The organism is Streptomyces sp. NBC_00433, assembly GCA_036015235.1.
In the GTDB taxonomy this organism is placed as follows: Bacteria; Actinomycetota; Actinomycetes; order Streptomycetales; family Streptomycetaceae; genus Actinacidiphila.
In genome coordinates this window covers 824943-843302 of sequence record CP107926.1, presented here as the reverse complement: position 1 = coordinate 843302, position 18360 = coordinate 824943, and the positions used below count along the sequence as shown (strand labels likewise).

The window sequence follows — 18360 nt, the reverse complement described above, 5'->3', positions numbered from 1 at the left end:
ATGCAGAGACTTCTCTGCAAAGGGTTCTTTGCAGAGAAGTCTCTGCATACTAGGCAGGGCGCCGGGCGGGCACTGCTCGACGGCCTGCTGGCCGAGGCGCGGCGGCGCGGATTCCGCCGGGTCAGCCTGGAGACGGGCACCCAGGAGGGCTTCGCCGCGGCGCGACGGCTCTACCGCGGGGCAGGCCTGGCCGCATGCCCGCCCTTCGGCGACTACCGGGCCACGCCGGACAACGTCTACTTCACCCGCGAGCTGTGAGCGGGCCGGCGCCCGCGGGCAGGGCGACCTCGACCAGTTCCAGCGGCCCCGGCGCCGGAGGGGAGACTGCCCTGCGGCGGTATCCGCTGTCCGGGTCGGTCCACTCCGGCTGGTCCGCCGCTCGGGCGACCCGCGGCTCGTCGTGCTCGGCGCGCGCGATCAGCTCGGACAGCGTCAGCCCGAGCGCGGCGGAGAGCTCGCCGAGCAGGGCCGCCGTGGGCTGCACCCCGCCGCGCTCGATCTTGCTGATCATGGCCCGGGAGACCCCGGAGGCATCGGCGAAGCCGCTCACCGACAGCCCGCGCCCGGTCCTCGCCGCACGCACGACGGCCGCCAGCCGCTCGGAGAGATCGTCCACCATGGCCGTCACCATAGCGCCGCCCCGGCCCACTGTCTGAAACGCGACTCTGCCCGGAAAACGCTTGGACTCCGCCCGCGCCACCACGGGACACTCGACGGCTCGGGGGTGGAAATGGAAACGCCTGATTCTCGTGAGGATGTGCCGCGGCGGGGTTCGGTGGTCCTCGCGCTGCGCTACTACGGCCGGGAGCTGGTGCGGCTCCGCCCACTGGCCGTGCCCGGGATGCTGCTGCCCGCGCTGGGCACCACCGGCATCAACTACGTCGCTCCGCTCTTCGTCGCCAAGCTCGTCGGCCGTATCGCCGACGACTCCGGCATCGCGGCCGGCGCGGCACTGCCGTACGTGCTGGGCTTCGCCGGCGTCCTGCTGTTCGCCGAGCTGCTGTGGCGTATCGGCTTCCACTGCCTGAACCGGGTCGACGCGCTCGGCGTCGAGCACCTGTACGTGATCGGCATGGACGAACTCTTCGCCAAGGACGCCGCATTCTTCCAGAACAGCTTCGCCGGATCGCTCACCAAGCGCGTGCTGAGCTTCGCGTCCCGCTTCGAGGAATTCGTGGACACGCTGACCTTCTCGGTCATCGGCAGCCTGGTCCCGCTGGTCTTCGGGTCCGTGGTGCTGTGGCTCTACCAGCCGCTGCTGGTCGTCGGACTGCTGGCGATGCTCGCGCTGACGGCGCTGTGCGTGGCCCCGCTGATCCGCCGCCGCCAGGCGATCGTCGACCAGCGCGAGGCGGCGATCGCCCGGGTGGCGGGCCATGTCGCCGACAGCCTGACGAACATCGACACGGTGCGGGCCTTCGCCGCCGAGGAGCGCGAGGCCGCGGAGCACCGCTCCCGCGTCGCGGAGTCCAAGCGGCTCAGCCTGCGGTCCTGGGACTACGGCAACCTGCGCATCGACACGCTCGTCGCGCCGATGTCCGTCCTGACCAACGCGCTGGGCCTGCTGCTCGCGGTCACCCTCGGCGGGGGCAGGCACGGCGTGGAGGCGATCGTGGTCGCCTTCACCTATTACAGCAACGCCACGCGGATCATGTTCGAGTTCAACCAGATCTACCGCCGCATGGAGAGCTCGGTCACCGAGGCCGCCCAGTTCACCGAACTCCTGCTGACGCCGCCGACCGTGGTCGACCCCGTCTCGCCCGAGCCGCTGCGGTCGCGGGCCGCCGACATCCGCTTCGAGCGGGTGGCCTTCGCCCACGCGGGCGCGGAGCCGCTCTTCGAGGGACTCGACCTGGATGTGCCGAGCGGCACGAGGATCGGCCTCGTCGGCCGGTCGGGCGGCGGCAAGACCACTCTCACCCGGCTGCTGCTGCGGATGGCGGACATCGACGCCGGGCGGATCCTGGTCGGCGGCCAGGACATCAGCCGGCTGCGCCAGGCGGACCTGCGCGGCCTGATGGCCTACGTGCCGCAGGACCCGGCGATGTTCCACCGCACCCTGCGGGAGAACATCGCCTTCGCCCGGCCCGGCGCCACCGACGCGGAGATCCGCCGCGCGGCGGAGGCGGCGCACGTGGCGGACTTCGCCGACGGGCTGCCCGACGGCTACGACACGCTGGTGGGCGAGCGCGGCGTCAAGCTGTCCGGCGGGCAGCGCCAGCGGGTCGCGCTGGCCCGGGCGATCCTGCGCGACGCGCCGATCCTGCTGCTCGACGAGGCCACCAGCGCGCTGGACTCCGAGAGCGAGATCCTCGTCCAGGAGGCGCTGTGGCGGCTGATGGACGGCCGGACGGCGCTGGTGGTGGCGCACCGGCTGAGCACCGTCGCCACCATGGACCGGCTCGTCGTCCTCGACCGCGGCCGGATCGTGGAGCAGGGCACGCACCAGGAACTGCTCGCGTCGGAGGGCTCCTACGCCAAGCTCTGGCAGCACCAGTCGGGCGGCTTCCTGACCGGGACCGCCCCGGCCCGCGCCGACCTGAACTGACGGGCCGCAGTCGGCACCGATCCGCGTCCGGCGCGCCGGGGCCGCGCTCCGTCCGGCGCCGTCCCGGGTGCGGCGGGCCGGCGCCGTGCTTAGGGTGGAACAGCAACCGTCCTGGAGGCGCGAGCCCTGCACAGGAGACATGAGGTGGCCGTGGTGCCGGTGCCCGGAGGAGTGACCCGCTGATGGACGAGGACGTCTTCGCGGACCCGGAGGCGCTCCGGCGGCTGACCGCGTACGGCCGGGACGGCGAGCGGATCGGCCACGTCGCCGACGTGTACGTGAACGACATGGGGCGGGGCGCCGAGTGGGTGACGGTACGCACGGAGGCGGACGACGCGGACCTCCTCGACCGACCGGAAGGCGACATCTTCGCCCCGCTCCACGGCGCCACCCACACGCAGGAGGGCGTACTGGACCTCGACTGCACGGCCGAGACCGTGCGCAGCGCGCCCAGGATGGACAGCGAGCAGCACCTCGACCTCGTACAGGAGCAGGAGCTGTTCCTCCACTACGGGCTGCCGACTCCCGAGCGGGAGGCGTCGGCGGCGCCCGGCGTCTTCGGCGACGGGCGGCCGAAGTGGCCGGTGGTCGAGGGCGAGGCGGACCTGCGGGACGTCAAGGAGCTGGCCGAGGAGCCCCCGGCCCCGACCGCGCGGCTGCGCAGATACGTCCCCGGCGAGTCCGTCTCCGAGCCCCAGCCCGACCCGGACCCGGCCCCCTACTCCGGCGGGGACCACGGCTGAAGCCGGTCAGCGCCCTTCGCGGCGGTGCGGGTGGGCCGGGTAGACACCCAGCAGGCGAACCTCCGACGAGAAGAAGTCCAGCTCCTCCAGCGCCAGCGTGACCCGGCGCTCGTCCGGGTGGCCCTCGATCTCGATGTAGAAGCGGCTCGGGTGCAGGCCCGCGCCGATCTGGTAGCTCTCGATCTTGGTGATGTTCACGGCATTGCTGGCGAAGCCGCCGAGTGCCTTGTAGAGCGCGCTGGGGATGTTCCGCACGCAGAAGAACAGGCTCGACATCGTCGGCGCGCCGGTGTCCGCGGGCAGCCCGGCCTTGCGGGACAGCACCACGAAACGGGTGGTGTTGTCCGGGTCGTCCTCGACGCCGGCCCGCACCACCTTGAGCCCGTACAGGCGGCCCGCGGCCGGCGGGGCCAGCGCCGCGTGCCGGGGGTCGCCCAGCTCCGCCACCTCGCGGGCGGCGCCGGCCGTGTCCTGCGTGACCAGTGTCCGCCAGCCGCCCTCGCGGAGGACCTTGCGGCACTGCCCCAGCGCGTGCACATGGCTGCGGACGCACTCGATCTGCTCGGCCGATCCGGCCGGCACGGTGACCAGGTCGAAGCGGATGGGCAGGAAGTATTCGGCGACGATGGACAGCCCCGACTCGGGCAGCAGATGGTGCACGTCGGCCACGCGCCCGGCGGCGGAATTGTCCACCGGGATCACCGCGAGGTCCGCGGTGCCGAGCGTCACCGCTTCGAGCGCCTGCTCGAAGCCCGTGCAGGGCAGGCCCGTGCTGCCGGGGTAGAGGTCGGCGGTCGCGGCGGCGGAGTTGGACCCCGGCTCCCCCTGGTAGGCGATCGTGACCACGCGAACCTCAGCTTCCCACCCGTCCGGGTGCCTGCGCCCTCCCGTCGGAAGAGCTGCCGGAATTCTACGGCCCGCGCCCTCCGTCACGATGCGGCAACGAACCCGCGCGGAGATCGAGGGGCGGCCCGACCTCGGGATGTAATGGACCCATGCCTACTTCATCTCTTACGCCGCTGGTGTGGTCCTGGATCGAGGGATGGATCGTCTCGCGCGGCGCGGCGGACCCGGAGCCGGAGCCCTGGGGATGGAGCATCGACGTCGGGATCTTCACCCAGGCGGCCCGGCACGTGGTGGTCGACGGCGACGAGGCCACGGTGCGCGGGCTCGCCGCGGACCGCGCCGCGCCCGGCCGCTGGCTCAAGGTCTTCCTGCCGCGGGTGAGCACCGCGCACGACGCGCCGAACGCGGCCGAGGACATCGTCGCCCCCTGGCTCGCACCGGGCTGGACGCTCGGCCATCCCGGCTTCCTGATGACCACGGAACTGCGGCACACCCCGGTCGACGTCCCCGAAGGCCACCGCCTGCGGACCTGGACCCGCGGCGGGGTGACACGCGTGGCCGTCACGGCACCGGACGGCGCGCTCGCCGCGCGCGGCCAGATCGCCCCGACCGGCGGGACCGCCGTCGCCGACCAGATCCGCACCTCGCCGCTGCACCGGCGCAAGGGCCTCGGCTCGGTCGTGATGCGCGCCCTGCACCGCGAGGCGCTGGAGCGCGGCGCGCACACCGGCGTCCTGGTCGGCACGGTGGAGGGCCGCGCGCTCTACGAAGCGCTCGGCTGGCGGACACACGCGCCCATGGTGAGCGCCAGCTACGACTCACCCTGAGCGGGCGCACCCGCCGAGCGGCCGGGCCAGGCTGAGGAGGGGGCCGCACAAGCCAGTTCCGTACCGCTCCCCTCCGGCGGTAGGAGGCCGGGCGGGGACGGCGGCGGCCGGCGGGACCGCCCTCAGCCCGCGGCGGCGAAGCGGCCGCAGAGCCAGTTCCCCGGTTCGACCGGATCGTCGCTGGTCCAGAACTGCCGCCACAGCAGGGCGAATTCCTCCCGGCTGAGATGCCCGTCGCCGTTGAGGTCGAGCAGTTCGAAGACGCCCGTCATGTCGACGGGCCGGCCGTTCCAGGTCTCGACCAGGGCGCGGTGCTCCGCCGGGGAGATACGTCCGTCGCCGTTGGCGTCCACCGCGTCGAAGACGGTGTCGGCGGTCGCGGTGACGTCCGCGATCATCAAGGGCAACCGGTCCACGAGCAGCAGCACTTCGCCGAGGTCGACCGCACCGTCCCCGTTGACGTCCCCCTCCTCAAGCAGCGCCGCCCACCAGCCCATCAGCAGGGTCTCCATCCCCGTGCGCAGCTCCGTCCCCGGGCCGACCGCCGGCAGCCGGCTCCAGCGGGCGACCAGCGCCCTGAAGTCCTCCTCGCGCAGATAGCCGTCACCGTCCGTGTCGAACGCGGCGAACATCCCTGTGAGCTTGCGCTCCTGAAACGCGCTGGCCATACGCGGCCTCCCTTGTCACACGCCGAACCGGGCATATGTGACCATAGGCGCGGAAGCCCCCGTATGCCCACGGGTACATGCGTACGAAGCGTCACCCTCGCGGTCACGGCAAGGGGCCCGGACCGCGGCGGTCCGGGGCCCCTTGCCGTGATTCAGGAGCCGGCACCTCCCGTGATCACGAACTGCGAGCCCGGTTCGACCAGGACGTTCCCGTCGGCCGAGTCGGTGACGGCCACGTTCGTCAGCGACGCGCTGCCGCGTGCACCGCCCTGCGCCCGGATGCCGGCGCCGTTGTTCGACTTGTCGATCTTCACGTTGCTGATCACGACGCCCGGCATGCTGCCGCCGCCGGTCTTGAACTGGATGCCGTCGTAGGTCGAGTCGTAGATGTCGGTGTCCTTGATGGTGACGCCGGTGATGTCCCGGGTCGACGCGAAGAGCGTGATGGCGCCGAATTCCTGGGCCTCGCCCCAGAAGGCGCCGCCCGTGCGGTAGAGCGCGTTGTTGGTGACCAGTGTCTGCCCGGAGAAGGGCATCGGGTCGTGGTCGGTCGCCAGCATGATGCCCGGGTAGTTCATCGTGTCGTAGACCAGGTTGTTCTCGATGGTGTTGCCGTAACCGCCGTAGATCGCGATGCCGTTGGCCCGCCAGGGCAGCTGGATGGTGTTGTTGGTGAAGTGGTTGTCGTGCCCGATGTCGACCGACTGGTCCTTGACGTACTTGTTGGCCCAGACCGCGAGCGAGTCGTCGCCCGTGGTGCGGAAGGACGAGTTGAACACCTGCGAATTGCGGGTGCCGTTGGTGAAGTTGATGCCGTCGGCGTAGGTGTCGCGGATGCGCATGCCGCTGAACTGCAGCCCGTCCGCGGGACCCCACAGGGCGGGGATGTTGTCGTAGTCGCGGCCGACCCAGACGCCCACGTTGGAGTGCTCGATCCACACGTTGCTGATCTTGGTGTTCTTGCCGAACCGGCCGTTGAGGCCCACGCCGCCCTCAGCGTTGCCGTCACCGCCGCGGATGCGGCCCGAGCCGAAGATCGCGATGTCGGAGATCTGCGTGTTGTCGTCGATGTCGAAGCCGAAGTTGCCCTCGTGCGGGTGGTTGATGCCGTGCGCGTCCTGCGGCTGGGTGAGGGTGTACAGCTGCGAATACCACATGCCCGCACCGCGGATCGTGACGTTGCTGATGCCCACCTGGTTGTACTGCCCGCGGTTCAGCGGGTCGTCGGTGAGGATCTTCTGCTCCTGCCGCCACTGGCCGGCCGGGATCCACACGCAGGTGATCTGGCCGTTCTGGTCGGCCGTCACCGCCTTCTGGATGGCCGCCGTGTCGTCGATCCCGTCGTCGGGCACGGCCCCGTAGTCGGTGATCGAGGTGCACTCGGCCGGCTTGCTGGTCGGGGGCGCCACCTGCTCCAGGTCGACCAGGTCGATGATGTAGAACGACGCGGTGTCGGTGGCGTCGCGTTGCAGCTTGAAGGTGGTGCCCGCCGGATACGTGGTGTTCAGCAGGGCGCTGGACTCGTCGAACAGCCGCCGGGCGTCACCGCCCGGCCGGTTCGTCAGCCCCTCCGGGTCGTCGCTGCTGCCGTAGAGCCAGCTGTGCGTCGAGGAGAAGGTGAGCTTGCGGGCGAAGCTGCCGTTGACGTAGAGGCTGATGGTGGCGTCGATGCCGCCGCCGGCCGCCGCGTCCGGGATGGAGTTGCGCACCACGATGGAGTCGGTCGGCACCGTCGAGGTGAACTGCACGTACTGGCCGGTGGAGTTGAGCTGCACCGACTTGCGGCCCGAGGACTCGGTGGCGAAGTCGGTGTGGCCGAAGGTGCGCTCCTGGTCGGTGGTCAGCAGCGCGCCCGTGTAGGCGCCGTTCTCGGCCTCGTATTCGGTGAAGGGCACCGCCGCCCCGCGCCCGACCACGATGGCCTGCGAGAAGATGTTGTTGCTCTCGTCGGTCTCGGTCACCACGTTGGTCGCGTCGGCGGTGGCCACGATGGTGGCGCCGCCGCTGGTGGCCGTCCAGGTGCCGCCGACGTTCACGGTCGTGGTCGAACCGGCAGCGACCGAGGGCGTGTTGGTGTTGAGCGTGGTGCCGCCCACCGTCAGCCGGGTGACCGTGGTGGCGCCGGAGGCGGTGGTGCCGCGGTTGTGCACCGCGACGGTGAAGGAGACCGGTGCGCCGACCGCCGGGTTCGCCGGGCTGGACGTGATGCCGAGCACCTGGAGGTCCGGTCCCGGACTCTGGGCGACGACCAGCTGGGTGGGCGCGGTCAGGCTGTTGTTGGAGTTGTTCTGCTCGATGACGGTGTCCAGCGGGTCCACCATGGCGGTGACGGCGTAGCTGCCCGTCGCCCGCTTTCCCGCGGAGACCGACACCGTGGTCGAGGCGCCCGCGGCCAGTGCGCCGACCGAGGCGGTGCCCGCGACGACGCCGCCGACGCTGACATTCACCGTGGTCGCGGCCGAGGCCGCGGAGCCGGCGTTGCGTACGGTCGCGCCCACGGTGACGCTGTCGGTCTCCACCGGGGCGGTGGGGGACCACGACAGCGCGGTGACCGTCAGGTCCGGGTTGGGCGCGGGTATGCCGACGGCCTGGAATTCGGCGACCTGGCCGCCGGGCGCCCCGGAATTGCCGGTGATGGCCAACTGCACGTCGGCGGCCCGGCCGTTGACCGGGATCCGGACCGAGTTCTGGTTGGTGGCCGGGTTGAAGGTGTAGGCGGTCGCGGCCGCCAGTGAGGTGAAGCCGCCGCCGGACTGCCCGCGGCCGAGGACCTGGATGGTCTGCGTCCTGGCGCCCCAGATGCTGTCGGGGTTGAGCTTGACCACCACGGAGGTGAGATCGGCGTCGGCGCCGAGCTTCGCGGTCAGGGTCGACGGGAAGCCGTTGGACTCCCAGTAGGTGCCGACCTGGCCGTCGTTGGCGTTGGCCGCGACGAAGGACTGGGTCGTGGAGGACGCCTCGATCGGCTTGCCCTGTGCGAGGTCGGTGCCGTTGCCGTCGCCCGGGTCACCGCCCGGGTCGCCGGGGTCGGTGGTGTCGGTGCCGTAGACCTCGAACTCGGAGACCTGGGCGGCGGGCCAGCCGGTGTTGGCGGTGATGTTCAGCCGCACGTAACGGGCGTCGGCGGCCGTGAAGTCGATCGTCACGGTGTTGGCTGTGCCCGGCGCGAACGCCCGGCCCTGCGAGGCGCCCAGGGTGCTGAAGGAGGACCCGTCGGCGCTGCCCTGCACGCTGAGCGTCTCGGTCCTCGCCTCCCACGAGGCAGGCAGCTTCAGCACCACCTGGTCGACGGTGGCGCTGTGCCCGAGGTCGACCTGGAGCCCCTGCGGGAAGACGTTCGTGGGGCCCTCCCAGTACGAGCCCTGGTTCCCGTCGGTGACGTTCGAGGCGGGGTAGCCCCCGACGGAGCCGCCGGCGGAAGCGGCCTTGCCCAGCGCCAGGTTGGGGCGGTCGGCGGCCGTGGCGGAGGCGGTGAGGGGGGAGAGGCCGAGGGCGATCAGGCCGACCGCGAGCACGCCGGTGATCAGGCGTCGGAGCTGCTTGCGTTTCATGGTCTCCTCTGTTCTGTCCGGAACGAGAGAGCGGGTGGGGGGAGGTTTCCGGCCGCGTCCGCAATCTGGTCGCGCACCGCCGGGCATGGCAGGGCAGCGATCCCTGCGACGAAGTTGCAAGCAGCCGCTAATAAATATGGAAGCCTTGGCCTGGTTTTTGCGAGTCAAAGGTTGCAATCGTGTATCTGCTTTGTCAACAGTTTGCGCAGGGTTGGCGAGTTGCTGACATGCCGGGTCGGCGTTCCCGCGGGGAACCGCGGCGGGCGGACGGGGCGTCACTTCCGGTGGGGGTGGTCGACATGAGTCAGCCATGGGGAATGAGCGGCCCGGACTTCCTGGCCGCGTACGCCGCGGCCTTCGCCGCCGCGGGGATCGTGACGGCGCTGCTGCGAGCGGGCTTCCGCAAGCGGCAGGACACCGACCCGACCGCAGGGACGGGTCCTGCGGACGTCTACACGCTCGCCGTCGTCGGCGGCGGCACCGTGCGGGTCGTGGACACCGCGGTGCAGGCGCTCATCGAGGACGGCCGGCTGCGGGTCGGCAGGGACCACAGGATCACCGCCTGCGGCACACCGACGGCATACGAACCGGTGCAGCAGGCCGTCCTGGCCTGCTGCGGCAGCGCCAAGGGCGTCGGCCTGTCGGCCGTCCGCGCCCGCACCGTCGTCAGCCGGCCGGTCCAGCGGATCGCCCAGGACGCCGTCGAGCGCGGCCTGCTGTTCGGACCCGGCAGCCGGGGGGCGTCGACGGCCGCCGTCCTGCCGCTGCTCGCGGTCTTCTGCGTGGGCGTGGCCAGGCTCGTCAACGGCATCCGCCTCGGCCGCCCGGTCACCTTGCTGATCCTCGCCCTGGCGGTCAGCGGCTTCGTCCTGGTGGCCGTCGCGGCCACCGTCCCGCGCCGCACGCTGGCGGGGGACAGGCTGCTGGAGCGGGGGCGGCAGGGCGCAGCGCTCGACCCGCGGCTCCTCTTCGGCGCCGGCGGTCACGCTCCGGCCGGCGGCGGCGGCGACCCGCTCGTCCCCGCGGCGGTGCTCAGCGTGGCGGTGCTCGGCGCCGCGGGCGTCGCCGACCCGGTCCTGCGGCATGCGATCTACGGCGGGTTGTCCAGCTCCTCGGGCTCCGGCGGCGGGGGAAGCTGCGGAGGAGGAGGCGGCGGCGGATGCGGGGGCGGCGGGTGCGGCGGTGGCGGGTGCGGCGGATGACCGCCGCGCCCCCCGCGCTCGGCTACGGCATCGGATGGCGCCCGCGCATCGACATCACCGTCGAACGGCTCTCCGGCGTCGACTTCGTCGAGGCCATCGCAGAGGGGCTCTCCCCGAAGAGGCTGTTCACCTCGCTGCGGGTGCTGCGGGACCGCGGCACACCGGTGATCCCGCACGGCGTCTCGCTGTCGCTCGGCGGCGCCGAGCGCCCCGACCCCCGGCGGCTGGCCCATCTCGCCGCGTGCGCGGAGGCGTTGGGCTCACCGCTGGTCAGCGAGCACATCGCCTTCACTCGGGCCGGCGCGTGGAACGCCGGGCACCTGCTGCCGGTGCCCAGGACCAGGGACGCGCTCACCGTGCTCACCGAGAACATCAGGATCGCCCAGGACCAGCTGCCCGTCCCGCTGGCGCTGGAGAACATCGCCCCGCTGCTGGCCTGGCCCGACGACGAGCTGACCGAGGGCCAGTTCCTGGCCGAGGTCGCCGAGCGAACGGGCGTGTTGCTGCTGGTCGACGTCGCCAACCTGCACACCGCGCACGTCAACCTCGGGGCCGACCCGCACCGGGTGCTCGACGAACTCCCGCTGGAGCGGCTGGGTTACGTCCACGTGGCGGGCGGGGTCGAGCGCGACGGCGTCTGGCACGACACCCACACCCATCCGGTCGGCGGGCCCGTGCTCGACCTGCTCGCCGACCTCGCCGCCAGGACCCGGCTGCCCGGCGTCCTGCTCGAGCGGGACGGCGACTACCCGGCCGACAGCGGGATCGCCGCCGAACTCGCCGCCATACGCGGCGCCGTGGCCAGGGGCAGCGGTGTCCGCGGCTGAGCGGGCCGCGCTCGGCGCGGCGCAGGAGCGGCTGCTCGCCGCCCTCGTCGGCGGCGCGGAGCCGCCGCCCGGCTTCGACCCGGAGCGCGTCCGGGTCCAGGCGCGGGCCCTGCGCGCCAAGCATGCCCACGCCCCGGCCGCGGCTCCCCGCCGCCCGCGCCTTTTCGCCCGCCGAGGCGGGCGCAACGGGGGCGACGGGCAGTCCGGCGCCCGCGAGTGAGGGCGCGGACCGGTCCGCCGGGCCGGGCGGCCGTCAGCCGCCGGGGGTGTTCTCGCCCTGGGTGCAGACGACGAACAGCGTGAGGTCGGCCGGGGCGACGTGCGCCCCGGGGCGGCCGCGCTCCGCGGGCGCGAGGTTCTTGCGGACAGTGACGACCCAGCCGGTGGCGTCCGGGGTCGGGCGGCTCTCCAGCAGGTCCGCGGCACCGTGGCCCAGCACCCCGCCCTGGGGGGCCGAGATGGCGAATCCGCCACTGAGGACGTTCTCCTCCGGCGGGCACATCAACGTCCGCGGGGTGCCGTCGGCACCGCCCCTGATCACACTGCCTTGCACCGCCTGCGGCTGAACCGTGGTCTGCGCCACGGCTGTCGCTCCGCCACCGGCCATGACGACGAGCACCGAGGTGCCCACGGCCGCGGCGGCGCGCTTGAGGGTCCTGCTGATCACTGAACGCGCTCCTTCCAGCTGTCCTCGCACTTCCGCCGAAGCGGTTTCGGTCATTGCAGCACGCCGGTGACCGGAACCACGTCCGGACACTCTCAGTGACTTCGATCGAGTGACCATGCGGGATTCGATGCTGTGTCCCCCCACGATGATGAACGGAGCGTGATCAAATGTGGCTGTCCGTTACCACGCGCGCGGCGTCGCGGCCGCTGCATGCCGCACGCCGTCTGCCCCGTCCGCCCGCGCGGCCGGGCTGAGGAGTCCGATGTCACCCACCAGATCAGGTACGAGCCCGCGCACCAGGCGGCCGAAAGCGCGGGCGGCCTGGGGCGCCGTGCTCGCCCTGGGCACGACCGCCGCCCTGACCGCGCCGCTGACCGCGGCCTCGGCCGCGTCCGACCCCGGCACCGGGGACCGCGCCGTGCGCGCCGTCCAGACCGACTACCCGCAGACCACCCGCACCCTGCGCCTGAAGATGCTCACCGACACGCAGGCCAAGGACAATGCGAAGTTCGACCCGGCGGAGTTCGGGAAGTTCACCGACTACTTCTCCAGCCCCGACTTCGCCGCGCACGTGGCCATGCTGCCGACCGGCAAGGTGCTGCTGTTCTCCTTCGAGAGCGTCGAGGACAACCCGCAGAAGGAGCCCGCGCCCACCGACGTCATCGGCAGCCGCAACGCGGGCACCGCCTATGTCTGGGACCCGGCCGCAGGCGAGGGCCCGAACGCCTTCAAGGCCGTGCCGCCGCCGATCGTCGACATGCCCGACGGCACGAACCAGCCGCGCCCCGCCCCGTTCTTCTGCGCCGGCCACTCCTACCTGCCCAACGGCATGGTCGGCGTCTTCGGCGGCAATCTGGGCGGCAACGGCGGCACCGGGGCCAAGCTCGCGCTGGTCTTCGACCCGTGGACCGAGACCTGGCACCAGCAGCAGGACCTGTCGGTCGGCCGCTGGTATCCGAGCGTGGTCACCGACGCCCAGGGCCGACAGGTCATCATGTCCGGCCAGTCCGAGCTGGGTTGGGGCACCCCCACCCCGGTCATCGAGGAATTCCCGGCGCGGCCCGCCGCCGTCCCGCTCGACCCGGCCAAGGCGCCCGACGGCGTCGCCTCCGGCCAGTGGAAGTCCGAAGCGCCCTACCGCATGGACTACCCGCACCTGTTCTCGCTGAACGACGGGAAGATCTACGGCTTCGGCCGTGACGCGGACCAGGAATGGCGCTTCGACCCGGCCGACCAGTCCCGTACGCAGCTGCCCGACCGCCCCGACGGCGGCCTGCGCAACTACGGCTCGGCCGTCGCGCTGCCCAACGGCACGCAGGGCCCCGACTCGGTCCTGATCCTCGGCGGCAACCGCAACGACCCGAACACCTACCGCTTCTCCGGCGGCGCGTGGCACAAGGACACCCCGCGCGCCTTCGGCCGGACCCAGGACGACACGCTCATCCTGCCGAACGGCACGCTGTTCACGGTCAACGGCTCCTACGACATCCGCAACTACGGGAACGGCGACCTCAACCCGAACGCCGACCTCAAATACCGCCAGACCGAGATGCGCGACGCCAACGGCACCTGGCGGCTCGGGCCCTCCCAGCGCCTGCCGCGCGGCTACCACTCCAACGCGGTCATCCTCCCCGACGGCCGCATCATGGTGACCGGCGACGAGCTCCAGCAGATCGCCAACAACCCGGACATCAAGTCCGGCCTGAACGGCACCATCGAAATCTACGAGCCCGCGTATCTGCACCAGGGCGCCCGCCCGGTGATCAGCACGGTGCCCGCGGGCGCGGTCGGCTACAACACCGCCATCAAGGTCGGCACCACCACCCCCGGGCAGGTCTCCCGCGCGGTCCTGCTGGCGCCGATCACGTCCACCCACGCGGTCGACACCAGCCAGCGGCACCTCGACCTCCAGATCACCGGCCGCTCGGGCAACCAGCTCACGCTGAAGACCCCGCCGTCCGCGAAGGCGGCCCCTCCCGGCTACTACATGCTCTTCCTGCTCAACGACAAGGGCGTCCCCAGCGTCGCCAAGTGGGTCAAACTGGCCCCCTGACCCGGCCGTGCAGAGTACGTCCCCGGGGCAGCCGCGGCCGCCCCGGGGACGTGCCGTCGACCGTCAGCTCACGCCGGTGAGGCGGCGGGCCGCGCCGAGGTGGCGGGCGAAGAAGCGGACCGCGCTGTCCACCTCGAACCTCGGCACCTGCTTGTGCCTGCCCGCGTTGGCGTGCAGCGTCTTGTCCTGCGACGCGAAGGCGTCGAAGAGCGCGAGTCCCGAGGCGCGCGGGATGTGCTCGTCGTCCCACTGGAGCACGAACTCGACCGGGATGCTGATCCGCCTCGCGGTCTCGGCCAGCGGGTCGTGCCAGAAGACACCGAAGACCGCGGCGCTGATCCTGGGGTCGGCAGCCGCCAGCGGCACCCCGATCGCGGTGCCCATGTTCAGGCCGAAGTAGCCGACCGGCCCGTCGGCGCCGATCTCCGGCAGCTCCTGGAGCGCGTCCAGCGTCGCCCGCCACTCGGGCACCGCGCGTTCCGCGAGGTGGGCGTTGTAGCGCACGACGATCGGGCCGACCGGCTCGCCCGTCGCCATCGCCTGCTGCATGACGGCGATCTCCTGCTCGTCGTACGCGGTGCGCGGCCGGTCGCCGTGCCCCGGCGCGTCGATGACGGCGACGTGGAAACCGCAGTCGGCGACGATCCGCGCCGCACGGCCCGCCATCGCGGGTGCCTTCTTGTGCGTGCCCCCGCCGTGGCCCATCAGGACCAGAGGCGCGCGATCGGGACCGTCGCCCTCGCCCCGGTCCGGCGACCAGAGCACGCCGGGTACGCCACCGACGGTGAAGTCGCGTTCGAGGACGCCGTCCGACGAGGTCGCGGCGCTGAAAGTCAATGCATTCATGGGTGTTGCCCTTCGGGAGTGCCTGGATTGTCGAGGCGCTCCCGGCGACGGCTACGTCAGTCGCCCGGCCGTGAGGGAAAGGGGGAGCGCCCACTCACATACAGCGGTCATGGGTCTCACCTCCTCGCGCGGTGTCACGGTGCTCCGGACGTTACCAACGAAGCGCCGCACGACCAACTCCTTTTCGCAGCGCACCGCGGCCGCGCCGCCCCGCGCCGGATCAGGGCCTCGCTGTGACAGCGTGAGAGCCCACCCTGCTGGGACGTGAGAAATTCCCGCCCTCACCTTCGATTCCCTGTTAGAATCCCCGATCCAGCCAGCTTTTGCAGGCTACGGGACACCTGCGGGCTTGTTCTTTTGATTTCCGCTTTTTTCATTGACAGTGGAAAAGAACGCCTCTACGTTTCCGGCCATGCCCTCAGCGCCCCCGCACGAGACGGTTCCCGCGACGACGCCCGCCGCGTCCCTGGTCTTCACCACGGTGCTCTCGCACGGCCCGCTGACCCGGGCCGAGGTCGCGCGGCGGACCAGGCTGTCGCCGGCCGCGGTCACCAAGGCGGTGCGGCCGCTGATGGAGGGCGGCTATCTGGTCGAGGACCTGGACGGGGGTGCCAGGCCCGCCGTCGGCCGGCCGGCCGGCCTGGTGCGGGTCGACGGCGGGCGGGCGCTCTTCATCGGCGTCAAGGTGACCGGCGACGAGGTCATCGCGGTGCTGACCGACCTGTGCTGCCGTATCCGGGTGGCGCGGCACATGCCGCTCACCGGGCGGGAGCCGGCGGTGGTGCTGCCGGCGCTGATCGCCATGGTGCAGGAACTGCTCGTCGAGGCCGACGGCTTCGGCGTCCGGGTGTGCGGTCTGGGGATCGCCGTGTCCGGCGACGTGGACCGGCTGGACGGCGTGGTCAGGTACTCGCCCTTCCTGGACTGGCGGGACGTGCCGCTCGCCGACGTAGCCGGGACCGCGACCGGGCTGCCGGTCACCGTCGACAACGACGTACGGGCGCTCACCGTGGCCGAGCAGTGGTTCGGGGCCGGGGTGGGGCTCTCCGACTTCGCCCTGGTGACGGTGGGGGCCGGCATCGGCTGCGGCCTGGTGGTGCACGGGCGGGTGGTCTCGGGGGCGCACGGCGTCGCCGGCGAGATCGGGCACCTGTCCATCGACCCGCTCGGACCGCGCTGCCACTGCGGCAACCAGGGCTGCGTCGAGGGCATCGCGTCCGACCCGGCGATCCTGCGCGAGGTCCGCGCCGCCACCGGCAGACCGCTGGCCTCCGTGGCCGAGGCGCTCGAACTGGCCCGCCGCGGCGACCCGGCGGCCCGTGAGGTCTACGCGCGGGCCGGCGAGGCGATCGGCCGCGCCATCGGCTCCGTGGTCAACGTCCTCGGCCCGGAAAGGGTGATCATCTCCGGCGAGGGCCTGGCCGCCTACGACCTGTTCGCCGAGGACATCCGCACCGCCTTCGCCCGCTCCGCCTTCGGCACCGCCGCCCAGTGCGACCTGACGACCCGCCCGCTGCCCTTCGAGGAGTGGGCGCGCGGCGCCGCGGCCACCGCGATCCAGTCCTTCATCGGACCCCACGCCTACCAGGACTAGCGGCCGCGCCCGCCTGTCCCCTCCGCCGGAGCGCGCACGCGGCTCCGGCACGCCTTCCCCCGTTTCCCACAACAGGAGGTCCGACCCTCATGCGGTCATCCTCGTACCCGGCACCGCGCGTCGGCGCCGTACGCCGGTCCGTCAGAGCCCTGCTGGTGCTGGCCGTCACGGCCGGCCTGGCCACTGCCGCCCCTGCCGCCGGCGCGGCCGGCCCCGCCCCCGAGCCGACCGCGGGCGGTACCGCCACGACGCCGTACATGGGCTGGTCCAGTTGGAGCATGCAGTCCTCGCAGTACCCGGGGCTCAACCCGAACGGCAGCTACAGCTACCTCACCGAGGCGAACGTCCTGAAGCAGACGGACGCCCTCGCCTCCAAGCTGAAGCAGTACGGCTACACCTACGTCAACATCGACGCCGGCTGGTGGATGGACAACAGCTGGACGCCCGGCTACGACCAGTACGGCCGGCAGCGGCCCGACCCGGTCCGCTTCCCCCACGGCATGAAGCCGGTCGCCGACCACATCCACGCCAAGGGCCTCAAGGCCGGCATCTACCTGCCCGTGGGCATGGAGAAGGGCGCCTACGGCGACGGCGAGGTGCCGATCCTGGACGCCCCCGGCTGCACCACCGCCGACGCCGTCTACCCGGACCTGCGCACCACCAACGGCTGGGACAGCGCCTACAAGCTGGACTTCGACAACCCCTGCGCGCAGAGCTACGTCGACTCGCAGGCGCAGGCGCTCGCCGGGTGGGGCTACGACTTCCTCAAGCTGGACGGCGTCGGACCCGGCTCCGGCAAGTCCGGCGACAACTACGACAACGTCGCCGACGTCGCCGCCTGGCACCGGGCGATCGCCGCGACCGGGCGCCCCATCCACCTCGAAGTGTCCTGGTCGCTGGACATCGGCCACGCCGCCGACTGGCAGCGCTACTCCGACGGCTGGCGCATCGACACCGACGTCGAGTGCTACTGCAACACCCTTGTCACCTGGGAGAATTCGGTCGACGACCGCTGGAACGACGCCCCCGCGTGGAGCGGCAAGGCAGGCCCCGGCGGCTGGAACGACCTCGACGCGGTCGATGTCGGCAACGGTGCCATGGACGGCCTGACCAAGGCCGAGCGGCAGAGCTACCTGACGCTGTGGGCCATCAACAAGTCCCCGCTGTTCACCGGTGACGACCTCACCGCGCTGGACGACTACGGCGTCTCCCTGCTGACCAACAGGGAGGTCATCGCGGTCGACCAGAACACCTCGCCCGTCGCACGCCCGGTCACCCCGGTCGGCGACCAGCAGGTCTGGGCGACGCGGAATCCGGACGGCAGCTACACCGTCGCCCTGTTCAACCTCGCCGCGGCGCCGGCGTCCGTCACCGCCGACTGGGCGGCCCTCGGCTTCACCGGCGCCGCCTCGGTGCGCGACCTGTGGAACAAGCAGAACCTGGGCACGTACAAGGACCGGATCACCGAGGCGCTGCCCGCGCACGGCTCCCGGCTCCTCACCGTCAAGCCCGCCGGGCACCCGGTGGCGACGACCGGTTACGAGGCCGAGTCCGCGGCCAACACCCTGGGCGGCAACGCCTCCACCGCCGCCTGCGACGCCTGCTCGGGCGGCGCGAAGGTCGGCAACCTCTACGGCGGCGGCACGCTGCGCTTCAACGGCGTCACCGTGCAGAAGGCCGGCATCTACACCGTCAAGGTCCGCTACGTCAGCGGCGATCCGCGCGCGGTGACCGTCTCGTCGAACAGCGGCCACGGCAGCAGCCTGCCCTTCCCCTCCACCGGCGACTGGAGCACCCCGCAGGCCGTCAGCGTCCAACTCGCCCTGAAGGCGGGCGCCAACACGATCACCTTCGACAGCGGCGCCGACGGATACGCGCCCGACATCGACCGGATCGACGTACCGCGGACCCCCTGACCGCACCCGGAGGGCGGGGGTCCGGCACACCACCGGACCCCCGCCCCGGGGCCGCGCGACCCCCCATGACCG

The 18360-nt window shown here is 72.1% G+C and carries 14 protein-coding genes and 1 pseudogene; 9 read left to right on the top strand and 6 right to left on the bottom strand.

What is annotated here, in order from left to right; translation table 11 throughout:
- A complete protein-coding gene (locus tag OG900_03400) occupies positions 1–258 on the top strand; it encodes a GNAT family N-acetyltransferase (GenBank protein WUH89278.1) in 258 nt (85 codons plus the stop codon).
- On the opposite strand, the gene OG900_03395 is transcribed toward OG900_03400, so the two are convergent.
- Positions 242–619, bottom strand: coding sequence for a helix-turn-helix domain-containing protein (locus OG900_03395; GenBank protein WUH89277.1), 378 nt, complete (start codon positions 617–619; stop codon positions 242–244). The two genes, OG900_03400 and OG900_03395, sit on opposite strands and share 17 nt — an antisense overlap.
- Positions 620–730: 111 nt before the next feature.
- Here OG900_03395 and OG900_03390 point away from each other — a divergent pair, with 111 nt between their 5' ends.
- Both OG900_03390 and OG900_03385 read left to right on the top strand, forming a co-directional pair.
- The gene (locus OG900_03390) at positions 731–2548 is read left to right on the top strand and encodes an ABC transporter ATP-binding protein/permease (protein ID WUH89276.1); all 1818 of its coding nucleotides are present in this window, start codon (positions 731–733) and stop codon (positions 2546–2548) included.
- Between the two features lie 182 nt (positions 2549–2730).
- Positions 2731–3291 (top strand): PRC-barrel domain-containing protein, encoded by a 561-nt coding sequence (locus tag OG900_03385; protein WUH89275.1) that lies wholly within the window; start codon positions 2731–2733, stop codon positions 3289–3291.
- Between the two features lie 6 nt (positions 3292–3297).
- Here the strand turns inward: OG900_03385 and OG900_03380 are convergent, their stop codons facing one another.
- The gene (locus tag OG900_03380) at positions 3298–4137 is read right to left on the bottom strand and encodes a prephenate dehydratase (protein ID WUH89274.1); all 840 of its coding nucleotides are present in this window, start codon (positions 4135–4137) and stop codon (positions 3298–3300) included.
- A 149-nt stretch (positions 4138–4286) separates the two neighbouring features.
- Between OG900_03380 and OG900_03375 the strand changes: the two genes are divergently transcribed.
- Positions 4287–4964, top strand: a complete 678-nt coding sequence (locus OG900_03375) for a GNAT family N-acetyltransferase (GenBank protein WUH89273.1) — start codon at positions 4287–4289, stop codon at positions 4962–4964.
- Positions 4965–5086: 122 nt separating this feature from the next.
- Here OG900_03375 and OG900_03370 read toward each other — a convergent pair whose 3' ends face one another.
- Together OG900_03370 and OG900_03365 are read right to left on the bottom strand one after the other, a co-directional pair.
- Entirely contained in the window at positions 5087–5632 is a 546-nt protein-coding gene (locus OG900_03370; protein WUH89272.1) for an EF-hand domain-containing protein, read from the bottom strand.
- A gap of 152 nt (positions 5633–5784) precedes the next feature.
- Complete coding sequence (locus OG900_03365) at positions 5785–9183, bottom strand: discoidin domain-containing protein (GenBank protein WUH89271.1); 3399 nt, start codon at positions 9181–9183, stop codon at positions 5785–5787.
- Positions 9184–9482: 299 nt separating this feature from the next.
- Between OG900_03365 and OG900_03360 the strand changes: the two genes are divergently transcribed.
- Both OG900_03360 and OG900_03355 read left to right on the top strand, forming a co-directional pair.
- Positions 9483–10385 carry a TIGR04222 domain-containing membrane protein gene (locus OG900_03360; GenBank protein WUH89270.1) on the top strand — a complete coding sequence of 301 codons (903 nt, stop codon included), beginning with the start codon at positions 9483–9485 and terminating at the stop codon, positions 10383–10385.
- A pseudogene (locus OG900_03355) lies at positions 10382–11339 on the top strand (DUF692 domain-containing protein). The gene OG900_03360 and the pseudogene OG900_03355 overlap by 4 nt, the downstream one beginning before the upstream one ends.
- Positions 11340–11465: 126 nt before the next feature.
- Here the strand turns inward: OG900_03355 and OG900_03350 are convergent.
- A complete protein-coding gene (locus OG900_03350) occupies positions 11466–11879 on the bottom strand; it encodes a hypothetical protein (GenBank protein ID WUH89269.1) in 414 nt (137 codons plus the stop codon).
- Between the two features lie 262 nt (positions 11880–12141).
- On the opposite strand from OG900_03350, the gene OG900_03345 reads away from it, so the two are divergent.
- Positions 12142–13932: a galactose oxidase early set domain-containing protein gene (locus OG900_03345; protein WUH89268.1), complete on the top strand. Its 1791-nt coding sequence runs from the start codon at positions 12142–12144 to the stop codon at positions 13930–13932.
- Positions 13933–13995: 63 nt separating this feature from the next.
- On the opposite strand, the gene OG900_03340 is transcribed toward OG900_03345, so the two are convergent.
- Positions 13996–14778 carry an alpha/beta hydrolase gene (locus OG900_03340; GenBank protein ID WUH89267.1) on the bottom strand — a complete coding sequence of 261 codons (783 nt, stop codon included), beginning with the start codon at positions 14776–14778 and terminating at the stop codon, positions 13996–13998.
- Positions 14779–15190: 412 nt separating this feature from the next.
- On the opposite strand from OG900_03340, the gene OG900_03335 reads away from it, so the two are divergent.
- Entirely contained in the window at positions 15191–16372 is a 1182-nt protein-coding gene (locus OG900_03335; protein ID WUH89266.1) for an ROK family transcriptional regulator, read from the top strand.
- An 89-nt stretch (positions 16373–16461) separates the two neighbouring features.
- A complete protein-coding gene (locus tag OG900_03330; GenBank protein ID WUH89265.1) occupies positions 16462–18288 on the top strand; it encodes a carbohydrate-binding protein in 1827 nt (608 codons plus the stop codon).
- The last annotated feature ends 72 nt before the right edge of the window (positions 18289–18360 follow it).